Source organism: Microbacterium sp. SYP-A9085 (assembly GCF_009649635.1).
GTDB lineage: Bacteria > Actinomycetota > Actinomycetes > Actinomycetales > Microbacteriaceae > Microbacterium.
Map to the genome: position 1 here is coordinate 220,933 of NZ_WJII01000001.1, position 19,654 is coordinate 240,586.

A 19,654-nucleotide genomic window follows, 5' to 3' on the forward strand; every position below is an offset into this window, starting at 1 on the left:
GATCAGTCCTTGCGGATCAGCGTGAGCAGCATCTTCGACGGCTCCAGCGCGTGCACCGCATGCGGGATGCCGGCGTCGAGGTGGATGACGCCACCCGGCCGCAGGTCCGTCGTGACGCCCTCGGCGGTGAACGTCAGATGCCCCGCAAGCGCCTGCACGAGGATCGGGCCGGGGGCCCGGTGCTCGGTGAGCGCCGTCCCGGTGTCGAAGGCGAACACCACCACCCGTGCCCCGTCGCCGGAGAGCACCATCTGGGAGGTGCGCGCCCCCGGCTCCACCGTCACCAGTGCATCCGCGTTCTCGATCGTGGTCATTCCCATATGACCATCCTGGCCCGGTGCGGGACTGAGAGGGTCACGTGTGCCGGCCCGCGCGGCCGTGAGAAAAATGTCACGAAAAGATAACGCCAGCACTAGCGGTCGTTACCTTCTCGTTATATAGTGATCGCACGGTAGTTGTTTTGCTGTGGCAGCTGCCGGCATGTGATTGCAGGACACTCTTGGTGCAAGGGAAAAGGGCCGGTCGGGAGCCTCTCCGACCGGCCCTCGCTCTTGCCTGACGTCCGGGGGGCTGCCGCGAGGCGGTCAGACGCCGCCGCCCCCGCCCCCTCCGCCTCCGCCGCCGGCAGATCCGCCGCCGCCGGAGCCGCCGGACGTGGATGACGAGGATGCCGCGGCCGACGACAGCGAGCCCACCGCGGACGCGAACGCAGCCGCGTTGAAGCCCGCCGTGCCCGCGTACCAGGCGGGTGCGGATCCGGGCGGGTACATCGCGGCGAGCCGGTCTGCCCACTGCTTCTCCTGCCCGAACACCACCGCGTACGGCAGCAGCCGCTCGTAGAGCCGGATGAGCTGACGCGAATCGCGCGGGTCGATGCGCACCCGCTCGGCGCCGCGGGGCGACTGCAGCATCCGGATGCGGTCGGCCTCGGCCCACTCGATGAAGACCTTCAGCCCCTCGAGGTGGTCGCGCACCTCCGCACCGGCCGCGGTCAGCGGATGCCGCGCCACGAGGATCAGCACGGCGACGAACGCGAGCGCGCCGAGCACCATGACCGCCACGGGGAGTGCCGGGCTGACGAACGCCGACAGCGCGAGGATGCCGGCGATGAGCGTCACCGCGAACGACACCGCACCCAGCAGGACAGGCAGCGCGCGCACTCGGCCGGGGATCCGGCGCCGCAGGCCCCGGGCGACCAGCTCCCGCGTCGCCCAGCGCAGCATCCTCTGCCCGGCACTCGCGAACCGCGAGCTGCTGGCGCCGAACGTGAACACCGCACCGGGCGCAGCCCCGCTGCCGAACAGGCCGCGCAGCAGCATCCGTCCGTCCTCGTCGACGGCCTTGGCGGGATCGACGAGCTCGGCCTGCATCCGGGCCGCGCCGAACAGCCGGCGCTGCCCCTCCAGGATCCGGATGCTGCCGCCCACCGCCTGCTCGAGCACCTCGGCCGGGATCGCCTTCGACGTCGCACCGCGCATCACCGCGGCGGTCAGCGCATCGATCCCCGCCGGCGGTGTGTACTCGGCGATGATCGTCGGCCGGCCCGGGGCATCCCGGAGCCGGCGCAGCCGGGTGACGATAGCGACGATCACTGCCGCGAGCGCGCCGAGCCCGCCGGCGCCCTGCACCCACCCCCACGGGGACGCGAGGTAGGACGGGTCGAACGGCACGAATGTGCCGCGAGCGAATCCGACGGCGATCGTCATCGTCTGGTGCGGACCCAGCCCCGGCGCGGACGCGGTCACGACGCGCGCCCCGTCCGGCCCGGCGGTCGCGGAGACATCGCACCTGTCGGTGGCACCCTGCTGGCCCCGGTAGCACGCCTGCGACCCGGTGAGCGCGGGCGCCAGGTCCACGGGAACGTGGAGGGTCGCGGTGACCGTGCCGAACGGCTGCCGCCAGTCCACCCCGTTCACGTCCCAGTAGAACTCGTCGGCGTCGGTGTCCCCGAACGCCCATGTGACATGGCGCAGCGTGTAGGTGAACACGTACGTCTGCGCGCCGTGCACGAAGCCGTCGGCGCGCGAGGTGATCGTCACGGCGCCGTCGTCGTGATCGACCTCGGCGGCGCGTGGGCGGCCGTCCGCGTCCGTCACCGAGACGAGGTGCACGTCCAGGGGCTGCCCGTTGTACGAGTCCGGGATGGTGCGGCGCATCCCGCGGTTCTGGTCCGCGTCCGGGAACACGGCGGTGAACGTCTCCACCACCCGCAGGGTGCTGGACCCGTCCGCGTCGCGGCCGATCGTGTAGTCGACGTCCAAACTCTGGAACGTGAAATCGTCGATGTCCCCGGCGACCGGACCCGCCCCGCTCGCGTGGGACGGTGCCGCGACGGCCTCGGTAACGGGAAGGACGGATGCCGTCGCCACGACGACAAGGAGCAGCAGGGCACGCACGAGGTTCCGCATCCCCGACAGCCTATGCGGACGGATACGCTGGAGCGATGACCGACCGCCGCCTGGCCGTGGCCGCTTGGGAGAGTATGTTCCGGGCGCAGCACGAGATCTTCGACCGCATCAGCGGCGACTTCGACGACGTGTTCCTCGCCCAGGCCGAGTACGACGTGCTGCTGACGGTGATGCGCTCGGCGGGGAAGACCGCCCGGCTGCGGGATGTCACGTCCAACATGCTGATCAGCCAGCCGAGCGTGTCGCGGCTCGTGGATCGGATGGTCGCCCGCGACCTGCTCAGCAAGTGCGCGGACCCACAGGACGGGCGCGGATCGCTCGTGCGGGCCACGCCCGAGGGCGCGTCACGGTTCCGCGCCCTGGCCACCGCGCACGCCCGGTCGATCGCGGCCGAGATGGCCGCGCTGGACGACGACGAACTCGCGCAGCTCGCGCACCTGACCGACAAGCTGCGCCGCGCCAGCGCGAACTGAGGGTCAGCGGGTGCGGCGCCGCAGCGTCAGCGACGCAAGGATGAGGCATCCCACCGTGAACGCGAGCACTATCAGCAACGGGCGCCAGACGTCCCACTCCGCGTCACCGCCGGTGACCGCGTTGATCGCGTCGACCGCGTAGCTCAGCGGCAGCCAGTCCGAGATCGCGTGGAGCACGTCCGGCATCTGGTCGCGCGGCACGAACAGACCGCCGAGGATGATCTGCGGGAACACCAGCAGCGGCATGAACTGCACGGCCTGGAACTCGGTGCGTGCGAACGCGCTGGCCAGGAGCCCGAGTGCGGTGCCGGCGAGCGCGTCGACGATCGCGACGAGCCCCAGCTGCCAGTTCGTCCCCTCGACCGTGAGGCCGCACACGACGACCGCGAAAACGACCGTGATCACGGCCTGCAGAACCGCCATCAGGCCGAACGCGAGCGCGTACCCCACGATCACATCGCCCTTGCCGATCGGGGTCGTCAGCAACCGCTCGAGCGTGCCGGAGCGGCGCTCGCGCAGCGTCGTGACCGAGGTGATCACGAACATCACGATGAACGGGAACAACGCGAGGATCGGGGCGCCGAAGCGCTCGAAGACGCCCTCCTGCTCGCTGAACAGCCAGGAGAAAAGGCCGACCAGCAGGCTCGGCGCGACGAGCATCAGCACGATCGAGCGCGGGTCGTGCGCGAGCTGGCGCAGGACGCGGCCCGCCGTGGCGAGCGTGAGTGCCGGGTTCATCCTCGTCCCTCCTCCCGCTCCGCGCGACGCCGGTGGGGGTGCGCGCTCTCATCCTCCTCGATGAGCTGGAGGAACGCACTGTCGGGATCGGCCGCGCCGGTCCGGGTGAGCAGGCCCTGCGGCGTGGTCTGCGCGAGCACCCGGCCCGCGTGCACGAGGACGACCTCGTCGCAGCGCAGCGCCTCGTCCATCACGTGGCTCGAGATCAGCAGCGTCGCGCCGTCGGCCGCAAGCGCCCGGAACACCTGCCACAGGCTCTCGCGCAGCACCGGGTCAAGACCGACGGTCGGCTCGTCGAGCACCAGCAGGTCGGGCTTGCCGAGCATCGCGGTGGCCAGCGACACGCGCCCGCGCTGTCCGCCGGACAGGGACCCGATCAGCTGCCCGGCCTGCGGCCGCAACCCCACCTGGTCGATCACGCGGTCGACCTCGGCGCGCGCCAGGCCCAGGGCCCGCGCGAAATACCGCAGGTTCTGCGCGACGGTCACGTCGTCGTAGACGGACGCCTCCTGCGTGTCGTACGCGACCCGGCGGCGCAGCGCGCGGGAGCCCGCCGCCTCGCCGAGCACCGTGACGGTTCCGGCATCCGACTTCTGGACGCCGACGATCGACCGCATCAGGGTCGTCTTGCCGCCGCCGGACGGTCCCAGCAGCCCGGTGACCGCCTGCGCGGACAGGTCCAGGTCGAGGCCGTCGAAGACGGTCGTACTCCCCCGGCGGACGTGCAGTCCGCGGATCGCCACCGCCGCGTTATTCACCATGTGATGAATTATGGAGCCGCCGCGGGTCGGCGTCAACATCCGCCCCGGGGACGTCGCCGAAGAGATATCGCTGCACCGTGGGTCCCACCCGGGCGACGAGCTCGTCGACGGATGCCTCGACGGCGGCAGGGAGCCGGACGACGTAGCGGGCCACGAGCAGGCCGACCACCTGTGAGGCCACGAGCGTCGCCCGCAGCTCGGCGTCCGGCGCGTCGATAGCGCCGGCGATCCGGGGCAGCAGCTCGCGGGTGAGGAACCCGGTCACCAGCGGCGTCGCCAGCTTGCCGTCGACGGCGGTGCGCAGCAGCAGCACGCCGCGTCGGCGCACGTCGGAGCGCTCGAACGCCGTGAGCACGAAGCGGATGATCTGCTCGCCGGCCCGATCCCGGGGGCCGCGCAGGATCAGCGGCACCTCGACATCGGGTCGCAGCGGGAAGCCGAGCACATCGGCGAAGAGGTCGGCCTTCGTGCCGAAGTAATGGTGCACGAGCGCGGCATCCACCCCCGCGCGGGCGGCGATGGCGCGGATCGTCGCGGTCTCGTATCCGGCCTCGGCGAACTCGGCGGTCGCGGCCGCGCGGATCCGCTCGCGCGCGTCGCCGCCACCGCCGCGGGGCCGTCCGCGACGGCGCTTGACGGGGCGGACGTCCTCGGGCACGGCCTCAGCCTAGGCCGTGCCGCGGCGCTCCGTCAGCACTCGATGACGTTGACGGCGAGGCCGCCCTCGCTCGTCTCCTTGTACTTCGTGGACATGTCGATGCCGGTCTGCCGCATCGTCTCGACAACGGTGTCCAGCGGCACGTAGTGCGAGCCGTCGCCGCGCAGCGCGAGGCGTGCGGCGGTGACGGCGGTCGACGCGGCGATAGCGTTGCGCTCGATGCACGGGATCTGCACGAGCCCGGCGACGGGGTCGCACGTCAGCCCCAGGTGGTGCTCCATCGCTATTTCGGCGGCGTTCTCGATCTGCCGGTTCGTACCGCCCATCACGGCGGTCAGTCCCCCGGCGGCCATGGCGCACGCGGACCCGACCTCGGCCTGGCATCCGCCCTCGGCGCCGGAGATCGAGGCGTTCGCCTTGAACAGGGAGCCGAGCGCGGCGGCGGTGAGCAGGTAGCGGCGGATGCCGCGGCGCCGGTTCGCCTCGGCGATCTCAGCGTCGTCCGGGTCGGGAACGTCCGCACCGGCGGTGCGGCCGGGCGCGGCATCCTGCCCGAAGCCGAGCAGGGCGCTGCCGACGAGCTCGCCGTGCGGGGTGACCGCGTTTCCGACGCCGAGGCCGGAGTCGGCGAGGAACCGCCACCAGTACATCGCGACGGCGGGGACGATGCCGGCGGCGCCGTTCGTCGGCGCGGTCACGACGCGGCCGCCCGCGGCGTTCTCCTCGTTGACGGCGAGCGCGAAAGCGCCGAGCCATTCGCCGGGGATCTCGCGACCATGGTCGGACTCGGCCTGCTCGAGCTGGGCGCGGATGCCGCGGGCGCGGCGCTTGACCTTGAGGATGCCGGGCAGCACGCCGTCCGCCTCCAGGCCCGCCGCGACGCAGCCGGCCATGGCGTCCCAGATAGCGTCGAGTCCGGCGGCGATGTCGGCTTCGGAGCGCAGGCTCTGCTCATTGATGCGGGCGGCCTCGGCGATCGACAGGCCGCCCTCGTCGCACAGCTCGAGGAGCTCGGCGGCGCTGTCGAACGCGAGGGGGAACGGATGCCGCAATACGGCGGCCGGCTCGCCCTCGCGCCGGATGAATCCGCCGCCGATCGAGTAGTACGTGTCCTCGGCGAGGACCGCGCCGTCGGCGCCGAAGGCGGACAGTGTCATCGCGTTGGGGTGCCCGGGCAGCCGCGTGCGTGCGGCGAACGAGATGTCGTCCTTGGCGAACGGCACCGGATGCGTGCCGTTCACCGCGAGCGTCGCACCCTCGGGCCAGTCGACCCAGGCGGCGCGGACCCGGGCCGGGTCGACGGTCTCCGGGGCGTCGCCGCGCAGCCCCGCCACCACCGCGTCGGGCGTGCCGTGGCCAAGCCCTGTGGCCCCGAGGGATCCGAACAGGGTGCACGTGACGCGGGTCGTGCGGGACAGGACGCCGGATGCCGCGACCCGTGCCGCGAAGTCCCGCGCGGCCCGCATCGGGCCGACCGTGTGCGAGCTCGAGGGTCCCACGCCGATGGAGAACAGCTCGAACGCCGAGACGTATGCGCTCATCCGCCCAGCGTATGTCCTCGGGTGGGGTGCGCGCGGGGGCCGGGTGGGGCGGTCCGCGGCGCGGGTGGCCGGGCGTCTGGCGCGGAGTGGACGGGATTCCCCACGAAACCGCCCCGGGACGCCGAATCGCGACCACTCCGGCCCGCCAGCATCCCGCACAGTGGGCAGGATTCCGCACGAATCGGCCCGGCGATGCCGGATCGCGACCACTCCGCGCGCCAGGGCATGGGTGTCACACGACGGGATCCCCCGGGCGCCACCCCGCCCTGACCATCAGGGTCCGGATTCGGCGGACGTTCTCGTCGGCCTGCCGATGGATGAGCCGGTCCGTGGCGCGCATGACCGACCATCCGGCTTCGGCGTACGCCTGATACTTGTCGATGTCGCGGTCCCACTGCGCTCGGCTGGTCCGATGCTGGTCGCCCTCGCACTCGATCGCGATCCGCAGGCGCGGATACGCGATCTCGCTGCAGCCGAGTAGGACGCCGCGTGCCGAGTACACGTCATGATCAAGGACGGGCTCGGGCAGGCCGGCCTCGAGCATGACCAGTCTCTGCTCGGTCTCCCCCGGTGACGAACTGCCCTGACGGACGAGCCCGAAGGCCTCCCGCAGCGTCTCGACGCCCGCCCGAGGGCCGGCTTCCACCGCCGCCTTCAACTGCGCGAGAGTGCCCTTGGGCGGACCCGCCCGTTCGATCGGCAGCGGCGGGATCCGCGGAATGCGGATGATCGCGTCGCCGAGGGCCACCAGTTCGTGCGCCGTCAGCCGATCGGCGAGCATGGCCCAGACGGACGCGGGGCTCGCCACCGGGATGCCGTCGCGCGTGACGACGTGACACAGCGCCGGACGGATCTGTCGCGGCAGCACGCCGGTCGCGCGGACACTCCGCCGCGGCGCGAACACGGAGATCTCGACGACCCTGGGATCGGGCATCGCGTCCGGGTGCCACCGCGGCGTCGGCAGACCCAGTACCGCGAGGGCGGTGAACCCGCCGACGAAAGCGCCGATCGGCATGACCCGCGCATAGGCCCTCGCGTGCAGCAGGGCCGTGCGCTTCCACGCGTCCCACGGCGACTCCTCCTGCCGCGGAGGATCGACGCGGACGCGCACGCCGGAGAAGGGTGCGGCGACACGCGGATGCCGGTCCAAGCGCCCCGCCGAGATGCCGAACCGCAGCGCCTCCGCCGGAGTGAACACGTCACCCAGTTCGCCGGGGAGGATGAGTCGCTGCGCCATCCGTCCACGGTCGCGCACGCGGCGCTGCGCTCGTGCGGGTCACGAGCGATCTGTGGGTGGAGGGCCCGGAATGCCGCGCAGCGGCGGTCTGGGGAGGCGGCGACGCACGGGGGCGGCGGGCCCGGACCGACGGCGGAGTGGTCGCAAAATCACACGTCCGCGGCATCCGGCACGAAATCCCGTCCACTCTGCGGGGCGCTCGCAGACGGAGTGGACGGCATTCGGCGTTTCCAGGCCGGAATCCGTGGAATCGCGTCCACTTCGCGGCCCGACACCCCGAGCGCCGCCGCTGCGCGCCCGGGGGCACCGTTCGCGCGCCGGCTCACCCTCGCTGGAACGCGACCAGCCCGACCATGTTGCCCTCGCTGTCGCGGATGAACGCCTGCCACTCGTCGTGGCCGGCGGGGCCGAGCCGGTCGTCCTCGTGCGTGAAGATCACGGCGGGCCGCGACACGACCTCGGCGAGCCCGTCGAGCCGTTCGAGCGTGGCGTGCACGTTGTCCACGTGCAGATACAGGAGCGCGGAAGGCGCGTTGCGATCCAGCAGCAGGCGCACCCCGTCCAGATCGAAGAACAGCAGACCGGGCGGATCGAATCGGCCGGTGGGCTCGGTCCGCAGCAGCTCCGCGTAGAAACGGGCCGCGCGGTCGAGGTCATCCGCGTGCTGGGCCACCTGGACCAGTCTCATGCGAGTCAGCGTAACCCCGCCCGTAGGCTGAGCGGGTGCACGATCCGATCGACGACGACCCCTACCTGTGGCTCGAGGCCATCCGCGACGACCGCGCCCTGGACTGGGCCCGCGAGCGCACCGCCGCGACCGAGACCGCCTACCACGCGCCCGCCCTCGCAGGGCGGTTGCGCGACATCCTCGACGACCCGGACCGCCTCGTGGTCCCGTCCCGTCACGGCGACTGGATGTACGACCTGTGGCGGGATGCCGCGAACCCGCGGGGACTGTGGCGGCGCATGCCGCGTGCGGCGTTCGCCGCGGGCGGCTCCGACTGGCAGGTCCTGCTCGACGTCGATGCCCTCGGCCGGGCCGAGGGCACGCCGTGGGCTTTCGCAGGCGCGGTGCACGGCCCCCGCGGCTCGGACCGCGCGCTTGTGCAGCTGAGCCCCGACGGCGGCGACGCGCACGTCGTGCGCGAGTTCGATCTCGCCGCCGTCCGCTTCGTCGACGACGATCCGTTCACGGTGGCCGCCGACAAGTCGCACGGCGCCTGGGTCGACGCCGAGACGCTGCTGATCGCCTCCGCGCTCGACGGCGGGTCGACCACCGCGTCTGGATACCCGCGCACCGCACGCGTGTGGCGCCGCGGGACCGCGCTGGCGGCGGCATCCGTCGTCACGGAGGCGACCGAGCAGGATGTCGCCGTGTTCGTCGGCGTCGACCACACGGATGACGTCGCGACGGCCGTCACGGTGCTCGCGCACGACTTCTTCCACGACGAGGTCTTCGCGTGGCCGGCGGCCGAGGACCCCGCGCCGGTGCGCATCGACGCGCCGCAGGACGCCCACGTGGACGTGCACGGCGCGTTCGTGTCGGTGCGTCTGCGCACCGACTGGACGGTCGCGGGCACGACGCATCCCGGCGGCACGCTCCTGATCGGCCCGCTGCACGCCCTCACCGGCGGCGGCCCCGCACAGCTCGTGCCGGTGTTCACCCCGACGCCCACCACGATCCTCGAGACCTGGACATGGACGCGCACCCGCCTCGTGCTCACGGGTTTGGACGACGTGCGCAGCCGCATCCTGTCCCTCGATCCCGCGAACGGCTGGGCGCCCACTCCTCTCGAGACGGGGATGTCGGCCGACGACATCCTCACCATCGACGTCGCGACCGCCGACGCCGACGAGGACGACGAGCTGTGGCTCGTGGCCCGCGGATTCCTCACCCCGCCGACGCTCATCGTCACGGATGCCGCGACCCCGGCGCCGCGCATCGTCGACCGCGCCCACGCCGTCTTCGAGGCCGACGACCTCGTCACCACGCAGCACTGGGCGGTCTCGGCCGACGGCACCCGGATCCCCTACTTCCAGGTCGGGCCGCGCGCGCTCGAAGAGCCGGCGCCGGTCGTGCTCAGCGGATACGGCGGGTTCGAGGTGTCGCGGCTCCCCGAGTATGCGACGATCGTCGGCCCCGCCTGGCTCGAGCGCGGCGGCGTGCACGTCGTCGCGAACATCCGCGGCGGCGGCGAGTTCGGGCCGTCCTGGCACCTCGCCGCTCTGCGCGAGAACCGGCACCGGGCGTATGAGGACTTCGCCGCCGTCGCCCGCGACCTCGTCGCCCGCGGCGTCACGACACCGGAGCGGATCGGATGCCACGGCGGCAGCAACGGCGGCCTGCTGGTGGGCAACATGCTCACGCAGTACCCGGAGGACTTCGGCGCCGTCGTCTGCGGCGTCCCGCTGCTGGACATGCGCCGCTACACGCAACTCTCGGCCGGGGCGAGCTGGATCGCCGAGTACGGCGACCCCGACGATCCCGACGACTGGGCCTTCATCCGCACGTTCTCGCCGTACCACCTGGTCGACCCGCGGCGCGCGTACCCGCCGAGCCTTTTCTACACCGCGACCAGCGACGACCGCGTGGGCCCGGTGCAGGCGCGCAAAATGGTCGCGCGGCTCACGGACGAGACGGATGCCGAGGTGCACTACCTCGAGCAGACCGACGGCGGGCATGCGGCATCCATCGACAACGCGGACAAGGCCGCACTGCAGGCGACGATCTACACGTTCCTCGACGACGTGCTGATCCGGCGGCCGGGACGGTTGGCCGAGCGACCGGCCTAGGCTCGGGGGATGATCCCCTCTCCCGCCGGACCCTCGATCGTGCTCGTGCGCCATGGGGAGACCGAGTGGAGCAGGGACCACCGGCACACGTCGGTTACCGACGTCGACCTGACCGATCTCGGACGGGAGCAGGCGCGCCGGGTGGGATCGGTCCTCGATCCCGATCGATTCGGCCTGGTGGTGTCCAGCCCGCGGGTGCGCGCGCTGCGCACAGCGGCGCTCGCGGGGTTCGACGCCCCGACGGTGCTCGACGACCTGGCGGAATGGGCCTACGGCGACATCGAGGGGCGGACGACACAGGAGATCTCCGCCGAGGTGGGACATCCGTGGAGTGTCTGGACCGCGCGCCCGCCGGATCCGGTCCCCGCCGAGTCGGTCGAGGAGCTGGGACGCCGCGCGGACGCCGTCGTCGCACGGCTGCGGACCGCGACCGACGGCGGCGCGGACGTCCTCGTGTTCTCGCACGCGCACTTCCTGCGTGTGCTCGCGTGCCGGTGGGTCGAGCTCCCGGCGATCGAAGGACGCCGGCTCGCATTGTCCACGGGCAGCATCGGCACGCTCGGGTTCGAGCACGCCGCGCCGGTGATCACCCGCTGGAACCTGGTGCCGTAGCGAGCCGCTGGCGGGGAGGTACACCTTGGACGCCGCGACAGCGGGCATCTTGAGGTGCCTGCGGGAGTCGAACCCGCCTGTCCGGCTTTGCAGGCCGCTCCCTCACCGCTCGGGCAAGGCACCAGGAACAGCTACGCTACCGGCGGGGCGTCGAGCAACATCGTTTGTGACGATGTCCGCTCGGTAACCCCCGTCAAGACAAAACCCCGGCCGTCTCGTTTTGCGAGATTGACCGGGGCTTTTCACTGTCTCAACACAGTGCGCGCTCGAAGGGACTCGAACCCCCAACCTTCTGATCCGTAGTCAGATGCTCTATCCATTGAGCTACGAGCGCTCGTGCGCATTGCTGTGCACAGGGGTCTATCTTATCCGACGCAGGACGTCACCGCGAATCGCCCTCAGCGTCACGACGCGACGCGGAAAGCTACCTACTCGAGCTCCGACAGGTCGACGCCGGCGAACGTGTCCGCGGCATCCGTCGCCACGGGCGCGTGCAGTTCTCCCGCCGCGCCCTGCGCGTTGCGGCGGCGGTGCGCGGCGAGCTTGGGCAGGTCCACGAGCCGCAGCGACTGCATCCGTGCCTCGCGCAGCTTCGCGTAGTCCGGTTCCAGGTCCGGCCGGGCGGCCTCGATGCGCAGCGTGCTGTCGATGTTGCGCTCGACATCCCCCCACGCCGCCTCGCGCGCGGCCTCGACGAGCGCCCGCAGCTCCTCGGGATCCTCGGCACGGTCGCGGAGTTCCTCTGCCACCCGCTCGGACTGCCGCTGCCGCTTGCGGAGATTCCGCACATCGCGGCTGCGATAGTCGTGCGTGCCGATCGAGTCGCTGTGGCGGCGACTTGCGCGCTTGCGCGCGGCCTCCACCCGGCGCGCGTCCTGCTCTGCCTCCTCCGCGAGCCCGAGCAGCGTCTCACGCGCCACGGGCACGAAGCGGCCCACGTCGAAGTCCTCGCCGCCCGCGATCGTCTCCACGAGGATCCGGTTCTTCAGCGACAGGCGCGTCGCCGCCGAGGCCACGTAGATCCCGTCGGCGACCATGTCTGCGACCCTCGTCGCCCCCGCGCGGCGCCAGGCGCGCCGATGCCCGCCGTCACGCTTCGTGTCCGCCACCCGTGCTCCTGAGCTGCCGCCGGAATCGCCTCATCCAACGATAACCGTCGACGCCCACGCGGCACTGCCCGGCATCCCATGACCGGAGGGCATTCCGCCCAGCGGAGGGCTAATCGCGCGCAGACGCCCTCCTCTCGGCGGCATCCCCTCGCCTCGGCGACCGCGATGCGTCAGCCGATCGCTGCGATCCGCCACTGCGCGGGCGCCCACGCGGCACTGCCCGGCATCCCACGACCGGAGGGCATTCCGCCCAGCGGAGGGCTAATCGCGCGCAGACGCCCTCCTCTCGGCGGCATCCCCTCGTCTCGGCGACCGCGATGCGTCAGCCGATCGCGGCGATCCGCCACTGCGCGGGCGCCCACGCGGCACTGCCCGGCATCCCACGAGCGGAGGGCACTCCGCCCAGCGGAGGGCTAATCGCGCTCAGACGCCCTCCTCTCGGCGGCATCCCCTCGCCTCGAGCGGCGCGATGCGTCAGCCGATCGCGGCGATCCGCCACTGCGCGGTGGCCGTGCCACCGGGGGCGAGGACCACCAGGCCGGTGTCATACGGGTAGGACGCGGCGTTGAAGGCATCCGGCGCGCACGTCATCGGCTCCACGGCGACCGCCGCACGGGTCGCCGGATCCCCCGCCGGGCCGTCGGAGGTGTACACCTGCACCCACGGGCACGCGGCATCCCACGCCATCTCCACCCCGGAGCCGGCGGCATCCGTCAGCCGCGCCGTCACCGTGCCGTCGCCGTCGCCGTCAAGACCCGTGAACGCGTGGTCGAGCTGCGCCACGCCGATCCGGCGCGGTGCGCGGAAGTCGAACCGCTCGGCGTCCACCGTCACGTCCTCAAGTCCCGCCGGGACCATCCGGTCGCTCGCGAGCAGCACCTGCGCGGCCGGCAGCTCCAGCGTCCAGTCGTCGGCATGCCCGGCGCCGGCGACCAGGTACGGGTGCGCCGCGGTGCCCCAGGGGGCGGGATGCTGCGACTCGTTCACCGCGGTCACCGACTGCACGAGCCCGATCGACGTGAGCGAGAACGATGTGCGCACCACCACCCGCCACGGGTAGCCCTTCTGCGCCTCGATCACGGCTTCGAGCGTGACGTGGCTCGCGCCCTTGTCGACCGGCATGAACTCGATCCAGGACGCGAGGCCGTGCAGAGCGTGGCCTCGCGCCGGCTCAGTCAGCGCGAGCTGCTGCTCCACGCCGTCGAAGACGTACCGGCCGTCGACGATCCGGTTCGGCCACGGCGCGAGCGTGGCGCCGCGGTGGCGAGGGCGCATCTCGTCGGCGTCGAACGGGACGACGAGGTCACGGCCCGCGTAGGTCAGCGTGCGCAGGGACGCCCCGACGCCCGCGATCACGGCTTCATAGCCCCCCGCGCGGAGGGCGTGCTGAGTTCCGGACAGGGGGGTGCGTGCCATGGTGCGGTCCTGGGGGTTCGTCGTCGGGTCAACGGGCGAGTCTACTCCGGCGGGGAGCGTGCCCCCGTCCGCGCGTAGGCTCGAGGCACGGAGGTGCTCATGGCCGACGATCCGCGCGAAGCTGCTGACCGGTACCGGCAGGACCGTGACCGACAGCGGCATCCTGAGCTCTACGGCGACGAGCCGGAGCCGGCCTCCTCCCCGCGCCCGACGACCGAGAGCGAGCGGTGGGCGTACGTGGAGACCTCCATCCAGCAGGCCATCCGCCGCGGCAAGTTCGACGATCTGCCCGGCGCCGGCAAGCCCCTGGAGGGCCTCGGCGATCACCACGATCCGGACTGGTGGATCCGCCGGAAGATCCAGACCGAGGGCCTTACCGGGCTCGGCCCGCCCGCGCTGACCCTGCGCGTCGAGAGCGCCCGGCTGCACGAGACGCTCGATGCCGTGACGCGCGAGGAGGACGTGCGGGAGCTCCTCGAGGACTTCAACCGCCGCGTGGTCGAGGCGCGACGGCAACTGCTGGGCGGCCCGCCCGTGGTGACCCCGACGCGGGATGTCGAGGACGAAGTGGCGCAGCGGCACGCGCGGCGAAGCCGACTCGAGCAGACTGCCGCCGATGCCGCCCGCCGCGCGACGGAGACATCCGCCCGACGCCGGCGTCCGCTGTTCCGCCGCCGGTAGGGCTCACGCCCGGTCGGCGGGGCGTCATCGAGGAGGGCGCCATTGTTGACTTAGGGTAGGCTAACCTCGCCATGTCCTCCGTCGCTGCCGCGTCCACGCCGATCCCGTCAAGGCCGATCCCGTCCACGCCGATCCCGTCCACGCCCAGCCCGTCCGCGTCGCGGCGCCGGCCGGCACGGCGGCTGTTCCGCGGACGCGGGCAGGATCCGGCCCTGGTGACGGATGCCGAGACGGTCACCTACGCCGAGCTCACACGTCGCGTCGAAGCCCGCTCCGCGCAGCTGGGCACGTCCCGCCGGCTGGTGCTGATCACGGCGGGCAATGCCATCGAGCCGATCGTGACGTACCTGGCGGCGGTGGAGGGCGGACATCCCGTGCTGTTCGTCCCGGACGGCCCCGCGCACGCGCGGCACCGCGCCGCGCTGATCGAGCGGTTTGATCCCGATGTCGTCGCCGGCGGACGCGACGCCGGGTGGCAGGTTGCCGTTCGCCACACGGCGCCGCGCCACCGATTCCATCCCGACCTCGCGATGCTCGCAAGCACCTCCGGATCCACCGGCTCCCCCAAGCTCGTCCGGCTCTCGTTCGAGAACCTGCGCAGCAACGCCGTCGCCATCGCCGACTATCTCGGGCTGGAGCGGCGCGACCGGGCGGCCACCACGCTGCCGCTGCAGTACTGCTACGGACTCTCGGTCGTCAACAGTCACCTCGCCCGCGGCGCCAGCCTGCTGCTCACCGAGCGCAGCGTCGCCGACGAGGAGTTCTGGGCGGACATGATCCGCTGGCGGGCGACCTCGTTCGCGGGCGTCCCGTACACGTTCGAACTGCTCGAAGCGGCGGGGTTCGAGCACCGCGACCTGCCGGAGCTGCGCACCATCACTCAGGCGGGCGGTCGACTCGCCCCCGACCTGGTCCGCCGCTACGCGGCCCTGGGCGCCTCCCGCGGATTCGAGCTGTTCGTGATGTACGGGCAGACCGAGGCCACCGCCCGCATGGCCTACCTGCCTCCGCGGCTCGCCGGCACGGCCGCCGGCGCAATCGGGCAGGCGATCCCCGGCGGGTCGCTGCGCGTCGAGGATGCCGGCGCCGGCGTCGGCGAGCTGGTGTATTCCGGCCCGAACGTGATGATGGGATACGCGCACGAGCCCGCCGACTTCGCCCTGGGCCGCACCGTCCGCGAGCTGCGCACCGGAGACCTGGCCCGCCAGCGCGACGACGGCCTGTTCGAAGTGGTCGGCCGGATGAATCGCTTCGCGAAGGTGTACGGCCTGCGCGTGGACCTCGACGAGCTGGAGCGGCAGTTGCAGGACGCCGGCTACCCGGCGCGGGTGGTCACCGTCGACGAGCGGCTGCTGGTGTTCGTCCCGTCCGAGCGGCTCGTGACCGACGCGGCGTCCACGGCGGCGGCGGTCCTCGACATCCCCCCGCATGCGGTCGAGGGATTCGCTGTCGCCGAGTTCCCGCGCACCGCCAGCGGCAAGCCCGACACGGCCGCCCTGATCCGGTTCGCCCACGAAGTGCGCGCCGCCGCCCCGGACGAGGATGCCTCCGCCGACGGGATCCGGACCCTCTACGCCCGGCTGCTCGGCCGGCCCGGCGCCACCGTCGACGACTCGTTCGCGGCGCTGGGCGGCGACTCGTTGAGCTACGTGGAGGTGTCGGTGCGGCTGGAGGATCTGCTGGGCGCGCTGCCGCGGGACTGGCCCGAGCTCTCACCGCGACAGCTGGGCGCGCAGGCACGCCCGGAAGGCGGCGACGTGCCGGCCGCAGCATCCCGGCCCGCGCGTCGCGTCGGGAGCCGCCGGTTCGCACGCCTTGACACGAGTGTCGCGCTGCGGGCGATCGCCATCGTGCTCATCGTCGGCAGTCACGCCGACCTTTTCGTCGCGCAGGGGGGCGCGCACCTGCTGCTGGCCGCGTTCGGATTCAATCTCGCGCGGTTCCAGCTGTCCGGCCGCCCGGGGCGGCGCAGCACCGGACTGCTGCGCAGCGTCGCGCAGTTCGCCATCCCGGCCGTGGTCTGGATCGGGGCCGTCGCGATGATCTCCGGCAGCTACCGTCTCACGACGGTGTTCCTGCTCAACGGCTTCCTGCCGGGCGACGGCCGCTGGCACGCGCAATGGGACTTCTGGTTCCTCGAGCTCGCCGTGTGGAGCATGCTCGGGCTGGCCGCCCTGTGCGCGGTGCGCCGCGTGGACCGCCTCGAGCGGGCCCACCCGTTCGGCTTCGCGCTGGCGCTGCTCGGCGTCGCGCTCGTGGTCCGGTTCGCCGTGACCGGCGTGGAGGCGGGTCTGGTGGAGCGCTACACACTGCCGGCGGCGCTGTGGCTGATCGCCCTGGGATGGGCGGGCGCGCGTGCGACCCGGTGGCAGCAGCGGCTGATGCTCTCGGTGGTGACGGTCGGCGCGACGTTCGGGTTCCTCGGCAACCCCGCGCGGGAGGCGGTGATAGCAGTGGGCATCCTCGTGCTGCTGTGGCTGCCGGCGGTGACCCTGCCCCGGATGCTGGTGCCCGCCGTGACCGCCCTGGCCGGCGCGTCGATGTTCATCTATCTCACGCACTGGCAGGTGTTCCCCGCCTGGGAGAAGACGGTCCCGCTGGTGGGCACCCTGCTGTCGCTGCTGGTGGGGATCGTCGTGTGGCGCCTGTACCGGGTCACCGAGCGGACGGTGTTGCGGCGGGTGCCTACCGCACGGCGTGCGACTCGGCTGGCGCGGCATACAGGACGACTCCGCCCGACACCGCGACGGCGGCCGGAGTCCCCGGCCGGTAGTCCAGCGCATCGCGGGCAGGTACGCGCGTGGTGAGCTCGAGCGTCGACCCGTCCCCCACCGCCACCTGAACGCACACGTCGGCGTGCGCCCCGCGGTGCCGGACGGACGCTATCACCGCGGACCCTGCTCCCGGTGTGACACGGATCTGGTCGGGCCGCAGCATCCCGGTGGCGGCTCCCCCGTCGCCGAAGCAGTGCCGCACCGGAAGCAGGCCCAGCGGGGTCCACGCCTGCGCGTCGTCGACACGGTGCGCGGGCACCACCACGACGTCGCCGAGGAAGCGGGCGATGTCCAGGTCGGCCGGCACGTCGAACACCTCGGCCGGGGCACCCACTTGCGCCACCGTGCCGCCGGCGACGATGCCCAGCACATCGCCGAACAGCAGCGCCTCGTTCTGGTCGTGCGTGACGAGCACCGCCGTCACGCCACTGCGCTCCAGCACGTCGATCACGGCCTGCCGCGTCTGCGCGCGCAACCCGGTGTCCAGGGCGCTGAACGGCTCGTCCAGCAGGACGATGCTCGGCTCGATGGCGAGGGTGCGCGCGAGCGCCACCCGCTGTTGCTGCCCACCGGACAACTCGTGCGGCAGCCGGTCGGCCAGCGCGGGGTCGAGCGAGGCCAGCTCCATCAGCTCGGCGACCCGGCGACGCGCCCGGCGGGCACGGCCCAGCCCGAACGCTATGTTGCGCGCGACGGTCAGGTGCGGGAAGAGTGCGCCGTCTTGGGGCACGTAGCCGATGCCGCGCAGGTGCGCCGGCACCGCGGGGCCGTCTCCGGCGAGGGTGCGCCCGTCCAGGACGATGCGGCCGGCATCGGGCTGCTCGAACCCAGCCATCAGCCGCAGCAGGGTCGTCTTGCCGCTGCCGGACGCACCGACTAGGGCGAGCCGGCTGCCGGTCGGGATCTCCAGCGAGACGTCGCGGAGCACCGTCGTGGACCCGAACGACTTCGTGACAGTCTCCAGTTGCAGCGTCATCGCACGCTCCGTCCTCGGGTGGCCTCGGCGAACATGATGATCACCGCGGGTATCGACAGCAGCACCAGCACGAGGGCGTACGGCGCGGCCGCGGGATAGTCGACGGCGGATGCCTCGGCCCAGAACTGCGTGGCGACGGTGCGGGTCCCGGTGGGGGCCAGCAGCAGAGTGGCGGTGAGCTCGTTCGCGGCGCCCAGCGCGACAAGGGCCCCCGCCGCTCCCAGCGCCGGCAACAGCAGCGGCAGCGTGACCCGCGCGCGAGCCCACATCGGAGACACGCCCAGCGCCTGCGCGGCCTCCTCCAGCCCCACCGGCACCTGCGCGATGCCGGCCCGCAGGGTCACCAGGGCGCGCGGCAAGAAGACGATGACGTACGCCGCTATCACGGTGACCGGGGTCTGGTACAGCACAGGGATCAGCCGGATGGACACCGTCACCACGGCGAGCGCCACGATGATCGCCGGCAGGCTCCCGGCGAGGTACGCGGTTCCCTCCAGCAGACGCGACGCCCGGGTGGGGAACCGGACCGACAGCCACGCGATGGGCAGGGCGACGGCCACGGCCGTCACCGCGCCCGCCGTGCTCAGCGCCGCGGTGCTGACGGCGGCGGAAACGAGCGTGGCGACATCCAGTCCGCCCGCAGCCAGCAGCCAGCGCAGCACCATCACCAGCGGCACGCCCACCGCCGCCACCGCGAACACGACGAGAGCCGCCACTGCCGGAACCGTGGCGCGGCCCAGCGGCAGCCGGGTTGCGGCGCGCGGACTGCCGCTGCCCACCCGGGCGTAGCGGCCGCGGCCGCGCACGGCGCCCTCCAGCGCCAGCAGGACGACGGTGAGCCCGGTGAGCACGACGCCCAGTGCCGCGGCGTTCGGACCGGCGAACGTGGACTGGAACGCCACCACGATGGCGGTCGTGAACGTCTCGAAGCGGATGAACGCGAACGCGCCGAACTCGGCCAGAAGGTGCAGTCCGACCACGAGCGCTCCGCCGGACGCGGCCAGGCGCAGCTGTGGGAGCACGACGCGGAAGAAAGCGCGCCACGGTCCGTGGCCGAGCGAGCGGGCGGTCTCCTCCCAGGCCGGGTCCAGCCCGCGCAGGACCGCGAGCACGGGAAGGTACACGAACGGCGTGTACGCGAGCACGGCGATGAACACTCCGCCCCCGAGGCCCCGCACGAACGGCATGCTCCCGCCCCAGGCGTAGCTGCTGACGAAGGCGGGCACGGCCAGCGGGGCGGCCAGGAGGATCACGAAGACGCGGGCGCCGGGCAAGGTCGTCCGCTCGACGAGCCATGCGCCGCCCACGCCCAGCACCACGGTGCACGGCACCACCAGGACGACGAGCAGGACGGTGTTGGCCAGGAGCTCGCCGGCGCGCGGCCGGAAGATCAGCGCCGCCAGCTCGCCGCCCCCATACGCGAACGCCGCCTGCACCACGTACCACACCGGCACGAGCGCACCCGCGCACAGCAGCG

At 72.5% G+C, this 19,654-nt stretch carries 16 protein-coding genes, 2 tRNA genes and 1 pseudogene; 5 read left to right on the forward strand and 14 right to left on the reverse strand.

Annotated elements, in window-relative coordinates; translation table 11 throughout:
* Window positions 1-2: 2 nt before the first annotated feature.
* Together GH740_RS01120 and GH740_RS01125 are read right to left on the reverse strand one after the other, a co-directional pair.
* Window positions 3-320, reverse strand: coding sequence for a cupin domain-containing protein (locus tag GH740_RS01120; protein ID WP_153744278.1), 318 nt, complete (start codon window positions 318-320; stop codon window positions 3-5).
* 264 nt (window positions 321-584) lie between these two features.
* Complete coding sequence (locus GH740_RS01125; RefSeq protein WP_153744279.1) at window positions 585-2,408, reverse strand: DUF2207 domain-containing protein; 1,824 nt, start codon at window positions 2,406-2,408, stop codon at window positions 585-587.
* Between the two features lie 35 nt (window positions 2,409-2,443).
* Here GH740_RS01125 and GH740_RS01130 point away from each other — a divergent pair, with 35 nt between their 5' ends.
* Complete coding sequence (locus GH740_RS01130; RefSeq protein ID WP_153744280.1) at window positions 2,444-2,881, forward strand: MarR family winged helix-turn-helix transcriptional regulator; 438 nt, start codon at window positions 2,444-2,446, stop codon at window positions 2,879-2,881.
* Between the two features lie 3 nt (window positions 2,882-2,884).
* Here the strand turns inward: GH740_RS01130 and GH740_RS01135 are convergent, their stop codons facing one another.
* The 6 genes from GH740_RS01135 to GH740_RS01160 form a co-directional block, all read right to left on the reverse strand.
* Complete coding sequence (locus GH740_RS01135) at window positions 2,885-3,619, reverse strand: ABC transporter permease (RefSeq protein ID WP_153744281.1); 735 nt, start codon at window positions 3,617-3,619, stop codon at window positions 2,885-2,887.
* Entirely contained in the window at window positions 3,616-4,380 is a 765-nt protein-coding gene (locus tag GH740_RS01140; RefSeq protein WP_153744282.1) for an ABC transporter ATP-binding protein, read from the reverse strand. The genes GH740_RS01135 and GH740_RS01140 overlap by 4 nt, the downstream gene beginning before the upstream one ends.
* Window positions 4,370-5,038 (reverse strand): TetR family transcriptional regulator, encoded by a 669-nt coding sequence (locus tag GH740_RS14245; RefSeq protein WP_367640229.1) that lies wholly within the window; start codon window positions 5,036-5,038, stop codon window positions 4,370-4,372. The genes GH740_RS01140 and GH740_RS14245 overlap by 11 nt, the downstream gene beginning before the upstream one ends.
* A gap of 32 nt (window positions 5,039-5,070) precedes the next feature.
* Window positions 5,071-6,579 carry an L-serine ammonia-lyase, iron-sulfur-dependent, subunit alpha gene (locus GH740_RS01150; protein ID WP_153744283.1) on the reverse strand — a complete coding sequence of 503 codons (1,509 nt, stop codon included), beginning with the start codon at window positions 6,577-6,579 and terminating at the stop codon, window positions 5,071-5,073.
* Between the two features lie 232 nt (window positions 6,580-6,811).
* Window positions 6,812-7,816 carry a hypothetical protein gene (locus GH740_RS01155; RefSeq protein ID WP_153744284.1) on the reverse strand — a complete coding sequence of 335 codons (1,005 nt, stop codon included), beginning with the start codon at window positions 7,814-7,816 and terminating at the stop codon, window positions 6,812-6,814.
* A gap of 322 nt (window positions 7,817-8,138) precedes the next feature.
* On the reverse strand, window positions 8,139-8,504 hold the full coding sequence (locus GH740_RS01160; RefSeq protein WP_153744285.1) for a VOC family protein: 366 nt from the start codon (window positions 8,502-8,504) through the stop codon (window positions 8,139-8,141).
* A gap of 35 nt (window positions 8,505-8,539) precedes the next feature.
* On the opposite strand from GH740_RS01160, the gene GH740_RS01165 reads away from it, so the two are divergent.
* Window positions 8,540-10,609: a prolyl oligopeptidase family protein gene (locus GH740_RS01165; RefSeq protein ID WP_367640231.1), complete on the forward strand. Its 2,070-nt coding sequence runs from the start codon at window positions 8,540-8,542 to the stop codon at window positions 10,607-10,609.
* Between the two features lie 9 nt (window positions 10,610-10,618).
* On the forward strand, window positions 10,619-11,221 hold the full coding sequence (locus tag GH740_RS01170) for a histidine phosphatase family protein (protein WP_153744286.1): 603 nt from the start codon (window positions 10,619-10,621) through the stop codon (window positions 11,219-11,221).
* 52 nt (window positions 11,222-11,273) lie between these two features.
* On the opposite strand, the gene GH740_RS01175 is transcribed toward GH740_RS01170, so the two are convergent.
* From GH740_RS01175 to GH740_RS01190, 4 genes are all read right to left on the reverse strand, one after another.
* Window positions 11,274-11,344 (reverse strand) — tRNA-Cys (locus tag GH740_RS01175).
* A 138-nt stretch (window positions 11,345-11,482) separates the two neighbouring features.
* A tRNA-Arg gene (locus GH740_RS01180) sits at window positions 11,483-11,555 on the reverse strand.
* A gap of 94 nt (window positions 11,556-11,649) precedes the next feature.
* Complete coding sequence (locus GH740_RS01185) at window positions 11,650-12,330, reverse strand: asparagine synthase (RefSeq protein WP_367640233.1); 681 nt, start codon at window positions 12,328-12,330, stop codon at window positions 11,650-11,652.
* A gap of 474 nt (window positions 12,331-12,804) precedes the next feature.
* Window positions 12,805-13,746: an aldose 1-epimerase family protein gene (locus tag GH740_RS01190; RefSeq protein ID WP_153744287.1), complete on the reverse strand. Its 942-nt coding sequence runs from the start codon at window positions 13,744-13,746 to the stop codon at window positions 12,805-12,807.
* Between the two features lie 99 nt (window positions 13,747-13,845).
* Here GH740_RS01190 and GH740_RS01195 point away from each other — a divergent pair, with 99 nt between their 5' ends.
* Both GH740_RS01195 and GH740_RS14250 read left to right on the forward strand, forming a co-directional pair.
* The gene (locus GH740_RS01195; protein WP_153744288.1) at window positions 13,846-14,427 is read left to right on the forward strand and encodes a DUF1992 domain-containing protein; all 582 of its coding nucleotides are present in this window, start codon (window positions 13,846-13,848) and stop codon (window positions 14,425-14,427) included.
* Window positions 14,428-14,498: 71 nt separating this feature from the next.
* A pseudogene (locus tag GH740_RS14250) lies at window positions 14,499-17,051 on the forward strand (AMP-binding protein); the annotation flags it as partial.
* A 61-nt stretch (window positions 17,052-17,112) separates the two neighbouring features.
* Here GH740_RS14250 and GH740_RS13985 read toward each other — a convergent pair.
* A complete protein-coding gene (locus GH740_RS13985) occupies window positions 17,113-18,177 on the reverse strand; it encodes an ABC transporter ATP-binding protein (protein WP_153744290.1) in 1,065 nt (354 codons plus the stop codon).
* Window positions 18,174-19,631 (reverse strand): ABC transporter permease, encoded by a 1,458-nt coding sequence (locus GH740_RS01210; RefSeq protein WP_367640236.1) that lies wholly within the window; start codon window positions 19,629-19,631, stop codon window positions 18,174-18,176. The genes GH740_RS13985 and GH740_RS01210 overlap by 4 nt, the downstream gene beginning before the upstream one ends.
* Window positions 19,632-19,654 lie beyond the last annotated feature (23 nt).

What these genes read in the sequence shown, in the direction of transcription:
- GH740_RS01120 (WP_153744278.1), bottom strand. Translation starts at nt 320, where the DNA reads ATGGGAATGACCACGATCGAGAACGCGGATGCACTGGTGACGGTGGAG.
- GH740_RS01125 (WP_153744279.1), bottom strand. Translation starts at nt 2,408, where the DNA reads ATGCGGAACCTCGTGCGTGCCCTGCTGCTCCTTGTCGTCGTGGCGACG.
- GH740_RS01130 (WP_153744280.1), top strand. Translation starts at nt 2,444, where the DNA reads ATGACCGACCGCCGCCTGGCCGTGGCCGCTTGGGAGAGTATGTTCCGG.
- GH740_RS01135 (WP_153744281.1), bottom strand. Translation starts at nt 3,619, where the DNA reads ATGAACCCGGCACTCACGCTCGCCACGGCGGGCCGCGTCCTGCGCCAG.
- GH740_RS01140 (WP_153744282.1), bottom strand. Translation starts at nt 4,380, where the DNA reads ATGGTGAATAACGCGGCGGTGGCGATCCGCGGACTGCACGTCCGCCGG.
- GH740_RS01150 (WP_153744283.1), bottom strand. Translation starts at nt 6,579, where the DNA reads ATGAGCGCATACGTCTCGGCGTTCGAGCTGTTCTCCATCGGCGTGGGA.
- GH740_RS01155 (WP_153744284.1), bottom strand. Translation starts at nt 7,816, where the DNA reads ATGGCGCAGCGACTCATCCTCCCCGGCGAACTGGGTGACGTGTTCACT.
- GH740_RS01160 (WP_153744285.1), bottom strand. Translation starts at nt 8,504, where the DNA reads ATGAGACTGGTCCAGGTGGCCCAGCACGCGGATGACCTCGACCGCGCG.
- GH740_RS01170 (WP_153744286.1), top strand. Translation starts at nt 10,619, where the DNA reads ATGATCCCCTCTCCCGCCGGACCCTCGATCGTGCTCGTGCGCCATGGG.
- GH740_RS01190 (WP_153744287.1), bottom strand. Translation starts at nt 13,746, where the DNA reads ATGGCACGCACCCCCCTGTCCGGAACTCAGCACGCCCTCCGCGCGGGG.
- GH740_RS01195 (WP_153744288.1), top strand. Translation starts at nt 13,846, where the DNA reads ATGGCCGACGATCCGCGCGAAGCTGCTGACCGGTACCGGCAGGACCGT.
- GH740_RS13985 (WP_153744290.1), bottom strand. Translation starts at nt 18,177, where the DNA reads ATGACGCTGCAACTGGAGACTGTCACGAAGTCGTTCGGGTCCACGACG.